This window comes from Microbacterium sp. LWO13-1.2 (assembly GCF_038397725.1).
GTDB lineage: Bacteria > Actinomycetota > Actinomycetes > Actinomycetales > Microbacteriaceae > Microbacterium.
In genome coordinates, this window is sequence record NZ_CP151634.1 from 1,963,859 (window position 1) to 1,980,092 (window position 16,234).

Annotated in this window: 15 protein-coding genes; 5 read left to right on the plus strand and 10 right to left on the minus strand. The window is 70.0% G+C overall.

Annotated elements, in window-relative coordinates:
- Window position 1 precedes the first annotated feature (1 nt).
- Entirely contained in the window at window positions 2-1,045 is a 1,044-nt protein-coding gene (locus MRBLWO13_RS09155; RefSeq protein WP_341978181.1) for a DUF561 domain-containing protein, read from the plus strand.
- Here MRBLWO13_RS09155 and purU read toward each other — a convergent pair.
- Window positions 1,042-1,893, minus strand: a complete 852-nt coding sequence (gene purU, locus MRBLWO13_RS09160; protein ID WP_341978183.1) for a formyltetrahydrofolate deformylase — start codon at window positions 1,891-1,893, stop codon at window positions 1,042-1,044. The two genes, MRBLWO13_RS09155 and purU, sit on opposite strands and share 4 nt — an antisense overlap.
- Window positions 1,894-1,978: 85 nt before the next feature.
- Between purU and MRBLWO13_RS09165 the strand changes: the two genes are divergently transcribed.
- Both MRBLWO13_RS09165 and MRBLWO13_RS09170 read left to right on the plus strand, forming a co-directional pair.
- Window positions 1,979-3,193: a cation:proton antiporter gene (locus MRBLWO13_RS09165; RefSeq protein WP_341978185.1), complete on the plus strand. Its 1,215-nt coding sequence runs from the start codon at window positions 1,979-1,981 to the stop codon at window positions 3,191-3,193.
- A complete protein-coding gene (locus MRBLWO13_RS09170) occupies window positions 3,190-3,657 on the plus strand; it encodes a glutaminase (protein ID WP_341978186.1) in 468 nt (155 codons plus the stop codon). The genes MRBLWO13_RS09165 and MRBLWO13_RS09170 overlap by 4 nt, the downstream gene beginning before the upstream one ends.
- Window positions 3,658-3,771: 114 nt before the next feature.
- Here MRBLWO13_RS09170 and MRBLWO13_RS09175 read toward each other — a convergent pair whose 3' ends face one another.
- Genes MRBLWO13_RS09175 through MRBLWO13_RS09190 form a run of 4 tightly spaced genes read right to left on the minus strand, consistent with a single transcriptional unit; the run spans window position 3,772 to window position 7,156 of the window.
- Window positions 3,772-4,497: a GMP synthase gene (locus MRBLWO13_RS09175; RefSeq protein WP_341978188.1), complete on the minus strand. Its 726-nt coding sequence runs from the start codon at window positions 4,495-4,497 to the stop codon at window positions 3,772-3,774.
- 59 nt (window positions 4,498-4,556) lie between these two features.
- Complete coding sequence (locus MRBLWO13_RS09180) at window positions 4,557-5,297, minus strand: LysR substrate-binding domain-containing protein (protein WP_341978191.1); 741 nt, start codon at window positions 5,295-5,297, stop codon at window positions 4,557-4,559.
- Window positions 5,298-5,318: 21 nt separating this feature from the next.
- Window positions 5,319-5,615 (minus strand): hypothetical protein, encoded by a 297-nt coding sequence (locus MRBLWO13_RS09185; protein WP_341978193.1) that lies wholly within the window; start codon window positions 5,613-5,615, stop codon window positions 5,319-5,321.
- Window positions 5,612-7,156, minus strand: a complete 1,545-nt coding sequence (locus tag MRBLWO13_RS09190) for a PspC domain-containing protein (protein WP_341978195.1) — start codon at window positions 7,154-7,156, stop codon at window positions 5,612-5,614. Before MRBLWO13_RS09190 ends, MRBLWO13_RS09185 begins: the two co-directional genes overlap by 4 nt.
- A 114-nt stretch (window positions 7,157-7,270) precedes the next feature.
- Here MRBLWO13_RS09190 and MRBLWO13_RS09195 point away from each other — a divergent pair, with 114 nt between their 5' ends.
- Both MRBLWO13_RS09195 and MRBLWO13_RS09200 read left to right on the plus strand, forming a co-directional pair.
- Window positions 7,271-8,476, plus strand: a complete 1,206-nt coding sequence (locus tag MRBLWO13_RS09195) for a PspC domain-containing protein (RefSeq protein WP_341978197.1) — start codon at window positions 7,271-7,273, stop codon at window positions 8,474-8,476.
- Window positions 8,469-9,128, plus strand: coding sequence for a response regulator transcription factor (locus MRBLWO13_RS09200; protein WP_341978199.1), 660 nt, complete (start codon window positions 8,469-8,471; stop codon window positions 9,126-9,128). The genes MRBLWO13_RS09195 and MRBLWO13_RS09200 overlap by 8 nt, the downstream gene beginning before the upstream one ends.
- A gap of 13 nt (window positions 9,129-9,141) precedes the next feature.
- Here the strand turns inward: MRBLWO13_RS09200 and MRBLWO13_RS09205 are convergent, their stop codons facing one another.
- The 5 genes from MRBLWO13_RS09205 to MRBLWO13_RS09225 all read right to left on the minus strand — a co-directional run bounded on the left by MRBLWO13_RS09205 (window position 9,142) and on the right by MRBLWO13_RS09225 (window position 16,176).
- Complete coding sequence (locus tag MRBLWO13_RS09205; protein WP_102191599.1) at window positions 9,142-9,549, minus strand: transferase; 408 nt, start codon at window positions 9,547-9,549, stop codon at window positions 9,142-9,144.
- An 80-nt stretch (window positions 9,550-9,629) separates the two neighbouring features.
- A complete protein-coding gene (locus MRBLWO13_RS09210; protein WP_341978202.1) occupies window positions 9,630-10,403 on the minus strand; it encodes a DNA-formamidopyrimidine glycosylase family protein in 774 nt (257 codons plus the stop codon).
- On the minus strand, window positions 10,403-11,233 hold the full coding sequence (locus tag MRBLWO13_RS09215; protein WP_341978204.1) for an EI24 domain-containing protein: 831 nt from the start codon (window positions 11,231-11,233) through the stop codon (window positions 10,403-10,405). The genes MRBLWO13_RS09210 and MRBLWO13_RS09215 overlap by 1 nt, the downstream gene beginning before the upstream one ends.
- 130 nt (window positions 11,234-11,363) lie before the next feature.
- Window positions 11,364-15,932: an ATP-dependent helicase gene (locus MRBLWO13_RS09220; RefSeq protein WP_341978206.1), complete on the minus strand. Its 4,569-nt coding sequence runs from the start codon at window positions 15,930-15,932 to the stop codon at window positions 11,364-11,366.
- A 64-nt stretch (window positions 15,933-15,996) separates the two neighbouring features.
- Entirely contained in the window at window positions 15,997-16,176 is a 180-nt protein-coding gene (locus tag MRBLWO13_RS09225) for a PspC domain-containing protein (protein WP_341978208.1), read from the minus strand.
- Between the last annotated feature and the right edge of the window lie 58 nt (window positions 16,177-16,234).

Consider the following 16,234-nt stretch of genomic DNA (forward strand, 5'->3'; position numbering starts at 1 on the left):
CATGAGTGATCTGCGCACCCTTCTCGGCATCGAGCATCCGATCGTCCTCGGCCCGTTCGGCGGACTCTCCTCCGTCGCGCTGGCGGCGGCGGTGAGCGACGCCGGCGGCCTGGGCTCGTACGGCCTCTACGGTTACGACGGCGAGCGCATCCGGTCGACCGCGTCCGCCCTGCGTCAGGCCACATCTCGACCGTTCGCCCTGAACATCTGGCTGCCCACCGGCGACGAGGTCGCGCCGAACGCGCAGCATGCGATCTTCGCGCAGGCGCTCCAGCCGTTCTTCGAGGCGGTCGGCGTGGACATGCCGCAGCGGCCGACGGCCTACCTCCCCGAGCTCGGCGAGCAGCTGGAGGCGATCTGGGATGCCGCGCCGGCGGCGCTCAGCGTCGTGTTCGGAGTGCCAGCAGCGGACGTCGTCGAGGAGGCGCATCGCCGTGGCATCCGTGTCATCGGCACCGCCACCACGGTTGCCGAAGCCACGGCTCTCGCCGACGGCGGCGTCGACGCGATCGTGGCGACCGGCGCCGAGGCCGGTGGGCACCGCGTCTCGTTCCTGCGCCCGGCCGAAGAATCTCTCATCGGGACCTTCGCACTCGTACCGCAGATCGTCGACGCCGTCTCGGTGCCGGTGATCGCGGCCGGCGGCATCGCCGATCGTCGCGGCGTGGCCGCGGCGTTCGCCCTCGGGGCTGCCGGCGTGCAGGTGGGCACGGCGTTCCTCGCCACGGCCGAGTCCGCGGCGAACGATGCGCATCGCGCGGCGATCCGTTCGACAGCCGCTGATGAGACGGTGCTCACCCGGGCGATGAGCGGGCGACTCGCGCGCGGCGCGCGGAATCGGGTGGTGCGCGCGATCGAAGCCAGCGGCACGATCGCGCCGTTCCCGATGCAGAATTGGCTCACCGGGCGCTTCCGCACCGCCGCCGGTCAGCAGAACCTGGGGGAGCTGCAGTCGCTGTGGATGGGGCAGTCCGCGCCGCTCGTGCGCTTCGACACCGCGGCCGACGTGTTCGCCGAGCTGGTCGCCGGTGCGCCGGAGCGCTAGAGGATGACGGTCGAGCGGCCGTGCACGATCACGCGATCCTCCGCGTGCCACTGCACGGCGCGGGCGAGCACCAATCGTTCGACGTCAGCGCCGCGGCTCTGCAGCTCGGCAGCGGATTCGGAATGGGTCACCCTGGTGACGTCCTGCTCGATGATCGGGCCCTCGTCGAGGTCGGCCGTCGCATAGTGCGCGGTGGCGCCGATGAGCTTCACGCCGCGGTCCTTCGCGCGTGCGTAGGGGTTCGCCCCGATGAACGCCGGCAGGAAGGAGTGGTGGATGTTGATCACCGGCGCACCGACGCGCTCGATGAAGTCGTCGGTGAGGATCTGCATGTACCGGGCGAGCACGACGAGGTCGACGTTGCCCTGCAGCAGCTCGAGCTGGCGCGTCTCCATCGCGGACTTGTCGCCGGAGGGGATGTGCACGAAAGGCACACCGAAGGAGCGCACGGACTCGGCGAGGTCAGCGTGATTCGACACCACCATCGTCACGTCGATATCGAGCTGTCCGCGCTGGGTGCGCCAGAGCAGTTCCATGAGGCAGTGATCGTACTTCGACACGAAGATCGCGACCCGCTTGCGGCGTGCGACATCGTGCAGCGACCACTCCATGCCGAAGCGCTCGGCGACGGTCGCGATGCTCGCCTCGAGTGCGGGTCGCGCGGCGGACAGCCCCTCCAGGTGGATGACGGTCCGCTGGAAGAAGCGCCCGCCCTCGGCATCCGTCGAATGCTGATCGAGCGAGATGATGTTCGCACCGTGCTCGGCGAGCACGCCGGCGACGGCGGCGACGATGCCGGGCTGGTCGTCGCACGCGATCAGAAGACGGGCGGTATCGGGCTGGGACATGAGGGCTCCTCAGAGGGTGTCAGTCGATTCTGTCGCGGATGCGGCGACCGGGCGAATCGCGCGGTCGGGTCGCTAATCTGAGAGCGTGAACGCGGGCGACGTCGGACTGGTGCTGATCCCGCTGCTCGCGGTCGCAGCACCGCTGCTCGCCCGAGGCGTGCGCCGGGTCATCCGCGTTCCGATCATCGTCTTCGAGCTGGTTCTCGGGATCCTGGCCGGACCCGCCGTGCTCGGCTGGGTCGAGCCGCACGAGATCCTGCAGAAGCTGAGCGATTTCGGGTTGGCGATGCTCTTCTTCGTCGCCGGAGCCGAGATCGACTTCCGCGCCGTGTCGGGGAAGCCGCTCATGCGGGCCTCGATCGGCTGGGTGATCAGCGTCGCGCTCGGCATCGGCGTCGGTCTCTTCTTCGCGCCGGGCGACGGCATGATCGTGATCGGTATCGCGCTGAGCTCGACCGCGCTCGGCACGTTGATGCCGATCCTGCGCGATGCGCGCGAGCTCGACACGCCGTTCGGCAAGGTGGTCACCGTGATCGGTGCGGTCGGCGAGTTCCTGCCCCTCATCGCCATCTCCGTCTTCCTCAGTGCGCGCTCGACGCCGGTGGCGGCCGGAATCCTGCTGGCGTTCGTCGTGCTCGCCGGACTGGCCGTGCTGCTGGCGCGTCGGCTGCCGCACGGTGGACTGCACGCGTTCATCCGGGTGACCCTGCACACCTCCGACCAGTTCGCAGTGCGCTTCGTGCTGCTGCTCATCGCCGCACTCGTCGGCCTCAGTGTGATGTTCGATCTCGACATGCTGCTCGGCGCCTTCGTCGCCGGAGCCATCTGGCACATCATCATGGCCCGTGCACCGAAGGACGACGCCGCGGCGGTCGAGAGCAAGGTCGAAGCCGTCGCGTTCGGCTTCCTCGTGCCGATCTTCTTCCTCTACACCGGCGTGAACTTCGACCTGGCAGCATTGCTCGCGTCTCCGGCGGCGCTCGGACTCGTGCCGCTGTTCCTGGTCGCCCTTCTCGTGATCCGCGGGTCGGCGGCGCAGTTGTCGGCGCCGCGGGGGATGAATGTGCGCGATCGTGCGGCGCTCGGGATGCTCGCCGCCACCGGGCTGCCGATCATCGTCGCGGTGACCGCGATCGGCGTCGAGCGAGGGATGCTCGACAGCGGGACGGCCGCCGCGCTGGTCGGAGCCGGGATGCTGTCCGTGTTGATCTACCCGCTCATCGCGATGATGCTGCGCGGCGACCGTGAGCGCGTCGTCGGCCCCCGGCCCGCCGACGAGCGGCCGCAGGGAGAACTGTGAGGACGGCATCCGATCTGCTGAGTGAGGCGCGGGCCGCGCTGGCCGGTGCGCCGCAGGAGGGACTGGGCGAGGAGCGCAGCTCGCGGTGGCGCGGGCGGCGTATCGTTCGGGTCGGTTCCGCGTGGCATCTCGGCGTGCTGCTGCTCACGGACACGCGCGTGCTGGCCACCGCCGAGGTGCTGCGGGCGGCCGACCCCGGCCGACGCGGCTACACGGCGGAATCCGCTCGCGCGCGTGCGGCTCGCCGCGAAGAGGCGCTGCGCGGGGGCTTCGCCGAGGGCGAGGTCGTGCACGTCGGCTGGAGCGTCGTCGATGTTTCGGCCGTGGACGCCGGCGGGTCATCCGGTCCGCTCGCCGTCGTCGACGCGGTGGTGTCCGTGCGCTGGAGCAGCGCCGGCGGCTACATGCCGCTGGGGACATACCTACGGGAACGGGTCGAGCTGCTGCAAACCCCCGGCCGTTGAGCGCGGAGCGCAGCGACGAGACGAAACGATCTCATCGGGCGCTCTAGGTCGGCGAGGCGCGTTTCGTCTCGTGAAGACCTGCACTGAGCGAGCGCCAGCGAGTCGAAGTGTCGCTCAACGACCGGGAACGAAGGTTTCCGCGAATCGGCGCAGGAGAGCGGCGCCCTCGGTGACGGATGCCGCGAGCACCTGTCCCTGCACCGCGTCGAACTCGGACGGATCGAAGTATCCGGTCGTGCGGTAGAACGTCATCCGATCCGCGAAGTCGCGCGGGGTGGGCTCGGGATGGAACTGCGCCGCGTACAGATGCGTGCCGACGCGGTAGGCCTGCACCGGGCACACGTCGTTGGTGGCGAGCAGCTCGGCACCGGGCGGGACGGATGCCGCGCTCTCTTTGTGCGCAGTGAAGACGGTCAACGCGGGAGCGCTGGGGCCGAACAGCGGGTCGGCGTCGCCGGCGGCAGTCGTTCGGATGACCGTGGCGCTCGCGGCCTCCGGCGTGTCGATCGTCACCTCGCCGCCCAGCATCCGGGTCACGACGCCGATGCTGAAGCAGGTGAAGAACGCGGCCACGTCGCCCTGGATGGCGCGGTCCGCGATGGACTCGAGGTCTGCTTCGACGCGGGCCTGCAGGGGCGACTTCGTCGCGTCGCTCACGTTGAACGGCGACCCGCCGACGACGATGCCTCGGTAGTGCGCGAGCCGCGCGGGATCGAGCGACTCGGTGAGCAGATCGAGGCGATCGACGACGTCCACGCCGAGCGCTCGCCGGAACGAGGCGTGCTCGGCATCCGCCGCCCCGATCTCCGGGCGCACGCAGACGTAGAGAAGCGAGGCCATCCGGCGATTCTAACGAGCGCGGATGGCCGTCACCGAACGCCCGTCACACGGCGTCGCCGTCAGCGCGACGAGTTCTGGGTGCGCCCGCGGACGATCCCGACGAACGTCTCGACGTCGGCAGTGGTGCGCTCACGCGGCCAGACCAGTGCGACAGTCGACGTCGGTCCGTCGAGAAGAGGCCGGTGGCCCACGTCCTTGCGATGGTGCAGTCGCGCCAGCGACATCGGCACGACGACGATCCCGACGCCGGTCGCGACGGTGACGATCGCCTCTTCGGTCGTCGAAAGCGGCGGAAAGGATGGGGCGAGGGTGCCGGGCAGATCGAGCGACGCGAGGACGTCATCCTCCGGCGTGATCAGCACTTCGCCGGCCAGATCCGCCGCGGAGAGTTCGTCGACGGCCATCAGATGAGAGTCGACGGCGGCCACGACGACGGGAATCTCCACATAGAGCGTGATGATGTGGAGCGTGTCGTCCTCCAGCGGCAGACGGATCAGCGCCGCATCCAGATCGTCCAGCGCTTCACGCTGTCCTGCGGCCTCGATCGGGATCAGCTCCAGCGGGACCTGCGGCATCCGCTGCTTCCAGGCATCGATCCACTTGCCGGGCGTCGCGCCGGGGACGACGCCGAGGCGGAAGGTGCGGGACTCCTCCACGGGAACGGTGGCGTCGAACACGACCGTCGACTGCTTCTGCGGGCGCTTCTGGGACTGCGCCTTCTTGGATCCCGCACCGAGAGGCCGCTTCGTGCCGCGCGCTGGCACCGTCTTGCGGCCGCGCGCGCCGCCCTGTTTCGCCATGCCCTCAGGGTATCGGGCTGTTCAGTGCGAATGCCGTCGCTGAGCGTGACGGATCAGACCGACTGCTCCGCTCACCAGAACCAGGGCGCCGACGCAGAGGAGCACGGTGGCCGTGATCGTGCCAGGAGTCATCCCGAGCGCCCAGTCGGCGACGGCATCGCTGCGATCGCGGTCGATCAGCAGCCAGAGGCCGAGGCCGGCGAGCGTGGCGAAGACCGCACCCCACACGACGGCCGCCCAGCGCGTGCGTGGCAGTGCGTCAGCTGTCGATCCCTCTGCGGATGCGGGAGGGATCGGTGCCATGGTGTCGATGCTCATTCTTCGCCGTCCTTGCGTTCGTAGACCGTGATGGAGATCTCCCCGGCGGTCTGTTCGATGGTCATCTTCTGTCTTGTCACGATCGGGCCCTCCGCGCTGATCGTCTCAGCGAAGACGCGTTCGCCCTCACCGTTGGTGCGTGCCTGCCAGGTCCCCACATCGATCACGGTCCCGGTCGTCGGGTCGACGCGCTTCCACACGATCGAGGCGGTGTCGACGGTGGCCTCGAGATCGAGTTCCACTCCCTCCGAGACGGAGATCAGCGTGCTGCCGGTGCCCTTCTCGACGCTCATCGACGGGGGCGTGCCGTCGTAAGGGTCGAGGGTGATGTCGAGGTTTCCGAACGGCTGCTGGATCACCAGAGAATGGGCGTTGCTCGCCCAGGCGTCGCCGAATGTGAACTGTCGCAGTGTGGCGACGCCGGTCGCGACCGCACCTCCGACCAGCACCAGCACGGTCAGGAACGCGAGGAAGCCGCTACGGCGGCGAAGTGCACCGGCGACGATCATTCCCACCGCGAGCACGAGCGCCGCGGAGAGCAGTCCCACGGCCAGCCTGAGTCGCTCGTCGCCCCCGGACCAGAGCCCCATGGCGGCGCCGGCCACCAGCGCCAAGCCGATCACCGATGCGACGAGAGGGAAGCTCGCGCGTGGGTTCGACGCGCGCCGGATCCGCCGGCGTTCCGCAGCCTCGGCGGCGAAGGCCGTCGCCACCGTCTGCCGCTCGCGCCGAGCCTGCTCGCGCGCTGCGCGCTCGGCATCCTGCTGCTGGCGCCGCCAGGCCTGATCCTGCTCTTTCCAGGCGGCGTGCTGCCGGCGCCACGCGTCGAGATCCTCCGGATTCTCCGGCCGTTCCGGGAGCGGGGCCGGCGCGGCCGGCGGGCTCGTGAGGAGAGCGGATGCCGGAGCCGCCGAATCGGCGAGCGCCCCGGCATCCGACTCCAGCGCGTCCGCGTGCTCGACGGCACCCGAGCCGTCGAGCACAGGAGACGCATCCGGGGCCGCATCGTTCGTGGAAGCCATCGACGGACGAGGCGCAGAAGCACCCGGGGTGTGGCGCGCAGCGCGCACGATGAGGACGATCAGCGTGCCGACGAGCACAAGACCGACGATCCAGGCGATCACCGACAGGGCCGTCCAGTCCGCGTACCAGAAACCGAACAGTGATCCGGTGATGGGCGCCGTCGGAATCAGTCCGATCACCGCCATGGCGAGGATGCCCAGCTGCGTCGGCTGGAAGTCCTGTGCCAGCAGATCACGGGTGTGCACCCGGCCATCGGCGTCGGGGAGCAGCGCCCACGCGACGGCGTAGAGGAAGATCGCCGGCAGGCCGAACAGTGCCGCGACGACGAACACGCCGCGTACGATCAGCGGGTCGATGCGCAGTCGTGCGGCGATTCCCGCGCACACGCCGCCGAGCCACCCGTCCGAGCGGATGACACCGAGGTCGGCAACCCAGAGGAAGAACTTGTCGGCGGGAGGCACCGGCGCAGCGGGCGAGGTCGTATCGGCAGCAGGTGGCGGCGCGGTCGGAATCGTCATGATTCGATCCTTGCGCCCGGCAGTGGGCCCCGACCATGGGGTGTTCCCCTGAGTCGACCCTGATCTTCGGCTGCTGGTCTGCCCTGGTCGCCTTCCGGGTGATTGGATGGCGACATGTCTTCTTCGGCTCCGATCGTGCCGGTGCGACCCGCGCCGGTCGCTCCGCCGCCGCGTCCGCCGCTCGCTCGCGATCGCGAATGCCTGGTCGCCGGGGTCAGCACCGGACTGTCACGGCACCTCGGAGCGCCGCTCTGGGCCGTGCGCGCGCTGTTCGTCGCTCTCACCCTCTGCGGCGGGGCAGGAATCCTGCTCTATGCGTGGTGCTGGGTATTCATGCCCTGGCAGCCGGGGGAATCAGCGCCGACGCGGAGGGCGCCGGTCGCATGGCTGCTCCTGGTGCCGGCGAGCATCGGCACCCTGCTCGTGAGCATCCGGTGGGCCGCCGGGGACTCATGGGGTAATGACGCCCCTGTCAGCTCGTCGAGTCTCGCGCTCGCAGGCGCTGTGGTGTTCGCGACGGCTGCGAGTCTGTGGGCGACGCTCATCGATCGCACCGACACGGCGAGAGGGCCGCGGCACACGGCGGTGATCCGGATCGCGGCGGTGGCGCTTCTCGTGCTGGTGTTCCTGATCGTTCTCGGGCGGCCGGTCGGTGGAACGGCCTTCGCTCTGATGCTTCCTCTCGCCGGGCTCATGGCGGTGGCCTCGTCGACATTCATCCACCGCTGGCGGGAACTCGCCGGCGAACGCGTCCGGCGCATCCGTGAGGAGCAGCGCAGTGAGATGGCTGCGCACCTGCACGACTCGGTGCTGCAGACGCTCGCACTGATCCAGAACCGGGCCGGTGCCTCGAGCGAGGCTGCTCGTCTCGCTCGCGCCCAAGAGCGGGAACTGCGGGCGTGGCTGTACGACGGCGATGCCCCGGCCGACAGCGATCTGCCGACCGACCTGCGCGACTATGCGGGCGGCCTGGAACTCGACTATCCCGTGCGCATCGACGTCGTCTCGGCCGGTCTGTCCGCGGAACGCGCGAGTGGCGAGCTGGCGGCAGCCGCGCGCGAGGCGATGCTCAATGCGGCGCGGCATACCGGCGGTGAGATCTCGGTGTACATCGAGGGCAACGACACCGGGGTCGACGTCTTCATCCGTGATCGCGGCCGAGGGTTCGCCCTCGCCGCCGTCCCGAGCGACCGCCTCGGGGTCCGGGAATCCATCATCGGACGGATGCGTCGCGCCGGCGGCACGGGCACCGTGCGCAGCGACGAGAACGGAACAGAAGTGCATCTGCACATCGACACGGCAGGGGACGACCGTGGCTGACGGCATCCGCGTCGTCATCGTGGACGACCATTCGATCTTCCGCTCCGGGCTCCGGGCCGACCTCGATGCGAGCGTCGAGATCGTCGGCGAGGCGGCGGATGTGCCGTCGGCGATCGCGGTCATCCGGGCCACCGCCCCGGACGTGGTCCTGCTCGACGTGCACCTTCCCGGCGGTGAGGGTGCGGATGCGACCGGCGGTGAAGCGGTGATCAGAGGCAGCGCTCCGACGGCATCCCGTTTCCTCGCGTTGAGCGTCTCCGATGCTGCCGCAGACGTCGTGCGCGTGATCAGGGCCGGCGCCAGGGGCTACATCACCAAGGGGTCATCCGGCGTCGAGGTGAGCAGCGCAGTTCATGCCGTCGCGGGCGGCGATGCGGTGTTCTCGCCGCGCCTGGCCGGGTTCGTGCTCGACGCCTTCGGGGCGGTCGCCGGAGAGACGGCGACCGCCGACTCCGAACTGGACCGACTCTCGGCTCGTGAGCAGGAGGTCATGCGGCTGATCGCCCGCGGCTACGCGTACAAAGAGGTCGCCGCCGAGCTGTTCATCTCGATCAAGACGGTCGAGACGCACGTCTCCGCTGTGCTTCGCAAGCTGCAGCTCTCCTCGCGGCATGAACTGACCGCGTGGGCTTCGGAGCGACGGCTGCTGTAGCGCCGCGCTCGCCTCAGGCGGCGAGCCAGAGACCCTTCGGGTTGGTCGCGATCCTCATACCTGCCGCCACCGTCTCGTCATCGCCGATCTTGGCACCGCGTGCGATGCGCGCCCCGGCGCCGACCTCGGTGCGGACGCCGATGTGCGCGCCATCACCGACAGCGGCACCCTGGCCGATGTGCGCGTGCGCATCGATGAAGGCTCCTTCGCCGATCACGGCATCCGGTTCCACCCATGCGCCGCGAGCGACCTTCGCCCCGGCAGCGACCCGCGCGCCCGGTTCGATATACGCGCCCGCTTCCACCATGGCCCTCGGATGCACCTTCGCGCCGTGCGCCACGAGACCCCGGCCATTCGCGTGCTTGCGGTAACGCAGCGTCGCTCCCTGGTCGTTCTCGATGTCGACGTAGTTCTTTCCCACGATTCCTCCCGTGCCCGGAGTTCTCCGGATATATCAACAACCACGGGTGGTACGGATTCATTCCCGCCGAGGGATGCTGTTCACCTCTGGCAGAACGGACACCAGAACGTGCTCCTCTCGCGGGTCGGATCGGCCCCGAGTTCTCCCCTCTGAATGAGGGTTCCGCAGCGTCGGCACGGGCGTCCGGCGCGGCCGTAGACCCACGTCGTCTGCCCAGGACGGTTGACACCGGTGAAGGTGCGGTCGGGCCGGTCGCGATTGGCTCGAATCGTCCGCACGCCGAGGTCGAGAAGGGCGGCGACATCGACGTCGGGTGTCGGCGTCGTCGGCAGCACACCGCGCAGAAACAGCAGCTCCGCGGCGTATTCGTTCCCGAAGCCCGCGACGTTGCGCTGATCGAGGATGGCGACGTGGATGCTGCGCGCATCCGCGCCGAGTCGCCTCGCCGCCTCCTGCGCATCCCAGTCCTCGGCGAGCGGATCCGGTCCGAGATGGCCGACCAGGCTGTCTTCTTCGCGCGTCGGCACGACCTCGATCTCAGCCAGATCGACGCCCACCGCCTCACGCTGCTCAGTGCCGACGATGGCCCGCACCTTGTACGCCGGATGCCGCCACTTCTCGCCCGGTCGGTAGACGAACCATGCGCCGTCCATGCGCAGGTGCGAATGAACCGTGCTGTCGCCGATGCGCAGCAGCAGGTGCTTGCCGCGCGCTTCAGCTCCATGCACGCGCTGGCCGCGCAGATCGATGGTCGCCGCGCGAGGAACACGGAGATCGAAGCGGGTGACATCGGCTCCGGCCAGCGCCTCGTCGAGGCGGCGGGCGGTGCGGTGAACGGTGTCGCCCTCGGGCATCAGACGGGTCCGGCCGGTGGCGCCCCGGCGCCCGGCGGAGGTGGCAGCAGCGGTGTCGGGGTGGCGCCCACAGGGGGCGGTGGCGGATTCTGAGTCCGTCCGGAACGGTCGAGCATGGTCCTGGCGAGCATCGTGGAGCCGGCGACCGCGGCGGGCATGGCCACGACCGCACCGAGCGGAATCAGGAAGCACAGCTGCGTCGCGACGCCGAACCCGAGAACACGGGCCCTGCTTCCGGCGAAGAGCGCAGCGCGGTCCAGCGGCGTCAGATTCCTGGCGTCGAAGGCTCGCCCGGTGAGCTCGCGCGCCAGCAGGCGTCCGGTGAAGATCACGCCGCCCACCGCGCCGAGGACTCCGCCGACGATCGGGATGAGACCGACCACGAGGACGAGAATCGCGATGAGCAGGCCGAGCAGCACCAGTCGCACCCCTTCGCCGAGCGCGTTCCAGAAGCCGCCTCCGTCGACGGGCTGTTCGCCGCCGAGGTCGGATTCGACGGCCCGCCAGATCCGCTCGTAGAAGGGATCGCCGATCGTGAGCGCGAGGGCGCTGAACACGGAGGCGGCCAGCGCCAGCGCGGCGATGAACACGACGATTCCGACGGCTCCGCGCACGACGCCGCGCCAGGGCTCGGTCCAGCCGGCGGCGAACGGGGTGATCCACTCGGCGATGACGCCGAGTGACAGCAGCAGCGGGACCAGCGCGGCGGCCAGGAGCAGGAAAGCGACCACGGCCGGGATGAGGCCGAGCGCCATCAGCCCCGGCCGAGTGCGCCACATCCCGAATCCCCGCAGCAGCAGGCGGACTCCGGCACCGAACTCGCGAATCATGGATTCAGCCTATGCGGCGCTCGTGGTGGCGGCAGAGCTGCGCACAACTTCGGATGCGCAGGCGACACCCCGCAGAATCGTTCGCCTGCGTGGCGTGTCTCGAGGTCGGTCCGAAGTTGTGCACAGCCGCTCAGATGGCTTTGCGCAGGGTGTACCCGCGGGGGGTCACGACGAAGCCGGCCTCCTGAAGCGCGATCGCCAGAACCGTGCCGTAGACGCCTTCGCCGTTCACCTTCTCGACGGTCAGCGTATCGAGCCGCCTGGCCCTGGCGGTGGTCGCCAGGTCGGATGCCGCGGCCTGCAGCGCATCCGGGTCATCGCTGAACGACAGCACGGTGCGGCCGCCGCGCTCGAGATACAGCACGAGCTCGCCGTCGACGAGCACGACCAGGCCACCCGCCTTCCGCCCAGGACGGTGCGAAACGCCCTCGCGGCGCGGCCAGCCGAGTGCGGCACCATAGGGATTCGCGGGATCGGTGGCGGCGAGGGTGATGGCCTTCCGAGGCGGGGGATCGCTGAGTCCGGCGAACGTGCGCAGCCGGTCGACCGTGGCCGATGCCGCGAACTGCGCCGCTCCGAGCTTCTCGATCACGTATCCGCGGCGGCAGTGCCCAGCCTCTTCGAAGCCGGCGAGCACGCGATACGCCTGGGCGAAACCGCCGGGCACGCCTTCGGCCTGCACCGCGCCGCGGGTGACGACGCCGTAGCGATCGAGGAGAAGGCCGGCGGTGACGGTCGCCCGGCGTGCCGCATCTCTCTCGGCCGTGGGGAGCAGCGACCACCGTCCGCCGGCCGTCGTCGGTCGCGCTGTCGAGCGTGCCAGGGACATGCCCCGGTAGGTTCGGGCCCGTGGAGCACGGCGGGTCACCCGGTGCGCCTGCGATCCGCCGCCGAGGAGTCCGCGGATCGGCGCGAAGGTGTCGTTCGTCACCCGTCCGGCCCAGGTCAGGTTCCACAGCGCTTCGAGCACGGACTGCTCGTTCTCGGCGCCGGTCATCTCTTTGAGCTGCGCGGCGAAGTAGGCGCCACCGGCGCTGAGAGATTCGATCAGACGCGCGTCCAGCGAGTCGGTCGCGAGGTCGTCGTCCGGCTCGGGAAGTGTGAACGGCGCGAGATCGGCGGGATGCAACGAGACCCAGCCGTCGCGCCCTGGCAACGTGCCGTGTCCCGACCAGATCACTTCGCCGCTGGCGGTGAGCTCGTCGAGCAGGGCCGGCGTGTAGTCGCTGACGCGTGAGGGCAGGATCAGCGATTCCCACGCGCTCGCCGGGATCGGCACTCCGGCCAGCTGCTCGATCACGGCGAGCACGCCGTCGAGGCCCTCCTGCGGTCGAGTGAGGTGCTGCCATTCGGGGAGGAAGCGCGCGTACGCGGCGGGTGGCACCGGCTCCACGCTCCCGCGGATCGCGGCCAGCGACCGCATCCGCAGTCGGCGCAGCACCTCGGTGTCGCACCATTCGATGTCGGAGGCGCTGCCGGCGGCCTCGGGCAGGAAGTAGCCGCTGGTGATGCGTCCGGCGTTCTCGAGTCGTTGCAGCGTGTGGCGCGCGACGGCGGTGCCGATGCCGAATCGAGTGGCCACGGCCTCGGTCGGGAAGGGGCCGTGGGTGCGGGCGTGCCGGGCGACGAGGTCGCCGAGCGGGTCGGCGACCGGGTCGAGGAAGGCGACGGGGATGCCGGTGGGCAGTGCCACCCCGAGTGCATCGCGCAGGCGTCCGGCGTCTTCGATCGCGGCGACCCGGGTGGCCCCGGCGATGATGACCGGGATGGCGCGGCGTGCGGCGACGAGGGCGTCGAGGTGGGCGGATGCCGCGTTCGGCTCCTCCAGCCGCGCGGCGACCTCGAGGGCATCCAGCGGGCCGAGCAGGCGCAGCAGGTCGGCCGTGCCCTCGAGCCCCCGTGCGTGACGATCGGGATCGAGGCGCTGCGCCTCCTGTTCGAACTGTGTGATGACGGCGGGATCGAGGAGTTCCCGCAACTCGACGGTGCCGAGCAGCTCACCGAGGAGCGCCGGGTCGACCGAGAGCGCGGCGGCGCGACGTTCGGCCAGCGGCGAGTCGCCCTCGTACATGAATGCGCCGACGTAGCCGAACAGCAGATCGCGCGCATACGGCGAGGGTTGCGCCGGCTGCGTCTCGACGAGCCGGACACGGCGGTCGGCGATCGCGGTGGCGAGCTTTCGCAACGATGGCAGGTCGTACACGTCCTGCAGCACCTCGCGCAGGGTCTCCAGGATCACCGGGAAGGTCGGATGCCGTCGCGCGACCTCGAGCAGCTGTGCGGAGCGCTGGCGCTGCTGCCACAGCGGCGACCGCCGATTCGGATTCGTCCGAGGCATCAGCAGCGACCGCGCTGCGCACTCCCGGAAGCGCGAGGCGAAGAGAGCGGAGCCGCCGACCTCTTCCGTCACGAGTTGTTCCAGCTCGGCCGGGTCGAAGACGAACAGCTCCGCTCCCGGCGGCTCTGCTTCGGCATCCGGAATGCGCACGATGATGCCGTCGTCGCTGGCGACAGCTGATCCTTCGACCCCGAGACGTTCCCGAACGCGCGCGTTGATGGCCAGCGCCCACGGGGCGTGCACTTTCATGCCGTACGGGGAATGGAGGATGACGCGCCAGTCGCCGACCTCGTCGCGCCCGCGCTCCACCGTGAGCGTGCGGTCGGTGGGGAGCGTGCCGGTGGCCTCGCGCTGCTCGCTGAGGTGCGCCAGCAGATTGGCGCGGGCCTGCTCGTCGAGACCGGCATCGATGAGCCGCTGCGCGGCCTTCTCAGGGGTGGCCGCCGACACCTCGCGGGAGAACTTCCCGAGCGCCTCGCCGAGCTCGTACGGCCGGCCGATGCCGTCGCCGTGCCAGAACGGCACTTTGCCCGGCTGGCCGTATGCGGGGATGACATTCACCCGGTCGTGCGTGATCTCGGCGATCCGCCAGCTCGTCGTGCCGAGGGTGAAGACGTCGCCGACGCGCGACTCGTAGACCATCTCCTCGTCGAGCTCACCGACGCGGGCGCCGGTCGTCTCGCCGGCGACGAAGACCCCGAAGAGGCCCCGATCGGGGATGGTGCCACCGCTCGTCACGGCGATCCGCTGGGCTCCCGGTCGTCCGGTGAGCGTGCCGGCGTCCCGATCCCAGACCAGGCGCGGGCGGAGCTCGGCGAACTCGTCCGAGGGATAGCGGCCGGCGAGCAGATCGAGTGTCGCCTCGTACGCCGAACGGGGGAGCGACTGGAAGGGCGCGCTGCGCCGCACCGTCTCGAACCACTCCTCGACGCCGATCGCTCCGAGGGCACTGGCGGCGACGGTCTGCTGGGCGAGGATGTCGAGCGGGTTGCGCGGGACCTGGATCGCCTCGATCTTGCCTGCCAGCATCCGCTCCGTGACGATCGCGGTGTGCAGCACGTCGCCGCGGTGCTTGGGGAACATCGCTGCCCGACTGATCTCACCCACCTGGTGGCCCGCTCGTCCGACTCGCTGCAGACCGGATGCCGCGGACGGAGGCGCCTCGACCTGGATGACGAGGTCGACGGCACCCATGTCGATGCCGAGCTCGAGGCTGCTCGTCGCGACGACGCAGCGGAGCACACCGGACTTCAGCTCCTCCTCGACGAGGGCGCGCTGCTCCTTCGACACCGACCCGTGGTGCGCTTTGGCGAGCACCGGATCTGCTCCGGCGGTGGCGCCGGCCTGCGCCATCATCGCGGCGGGCACGGTGGCCTCGGGAAGAGCGATGCCCATCCGCTCGGAGTAGATCTCGTTCAGGCGACCGGTGAGACGCTCGGCGAGTCGCCGGGAGTTGGAGAACACGATCGTGGAGTTATTCTGCAGGATGCGGTCGACGATCGCCTCCTCGACGTGCGGCCACACCGAGCCGGTGACCTCCGTGTACTCGGCATCGGCGGCTTCGCCGGGGACGCCGGGCGGTGGCGGGGGATTGGTCATGTCGTCCATCGGGACGACGACGCCGATCTCGAAGGTCTTGGAAGCCGGTGGAGCGACGATCTCGACGGGGGACGAGCCGCCGAGGAACCGTGCGACCTCGTCGATCGGCCGGACGGTGGCCGACAGGCCGATGCGCTGCGCGGGCGCGGCATCGGGATCGTACGACTGCCGCAGCGCATCCAGACGCTCCAGGCTCACGGCGAGGTGCGCTCCGCGCTTCGTCGCCGCGACCGCGTGCACCTCGTCGATGATCACGGTGTGCACGCCGCGCAGCGTCTCGCCGGCGCGGCTCGTGAGCATCAGATAGAGAGACTCCGGCGTCGTGATCAGGATGTCGGGCGGGTCGGAGACGAGTTTCCGCCGGTCGCTGGAGGTGGTGTCGCCGGAGCGGACGCCGACGGTGACGGCCGGAGCCGGGATGCCGAGGCGCCGCGCGGATTGCCCGATGCCGACGAGCGGCGAGCGAAGGTTGCGTTCGACGTCGACGCCGAGCGCCTTCAGCGGCGAGATGTAGAGGATGCGGGTACGCGGCTCGCCCTTGGCGGGCGGCGCGGCATCCGCCATCCGCTCTCGGAACACGCTGTCGATCGCCCACAGGAAAGCGGACAGGGTCTTTCCGGAACCGGTGGGTGCGACGACCAATGCGTGCTTTCCTGCCGAGATCGCTTCCCACGCGCCCGCCTGGGCCGGTGTGGGGGCAGCAAAGGCACCCCGGAACCAGTCCTGCGTGGCCGGGGTGAAGCGGTCGAGCACGTCGCTCATCACTCCATCATGCGGCCTGCGTCCGACATCGGACCCGATGTGCCTGGCGGTCGGTGAGGAGCGACTACTCGTTCGGCATCAGGATCCACAGGAGGATGTACGCCCAGAGCGAGAGTCCGGCGAACAGGACGAGGATGACGGAGAGGATTCTCACGGTCGAGGGCTTCATATCGAATCGCCGAGCGATGCCGGCGCAGACGCCGGCGATGACGCGGTCGCCGCGAGGGCGTACGAGTGAGTTCATGCCTCCATCCTCTCTCGGGTGTCGTCCGGACACAGCGTTCGCGGCGAGGTTGGGTGAT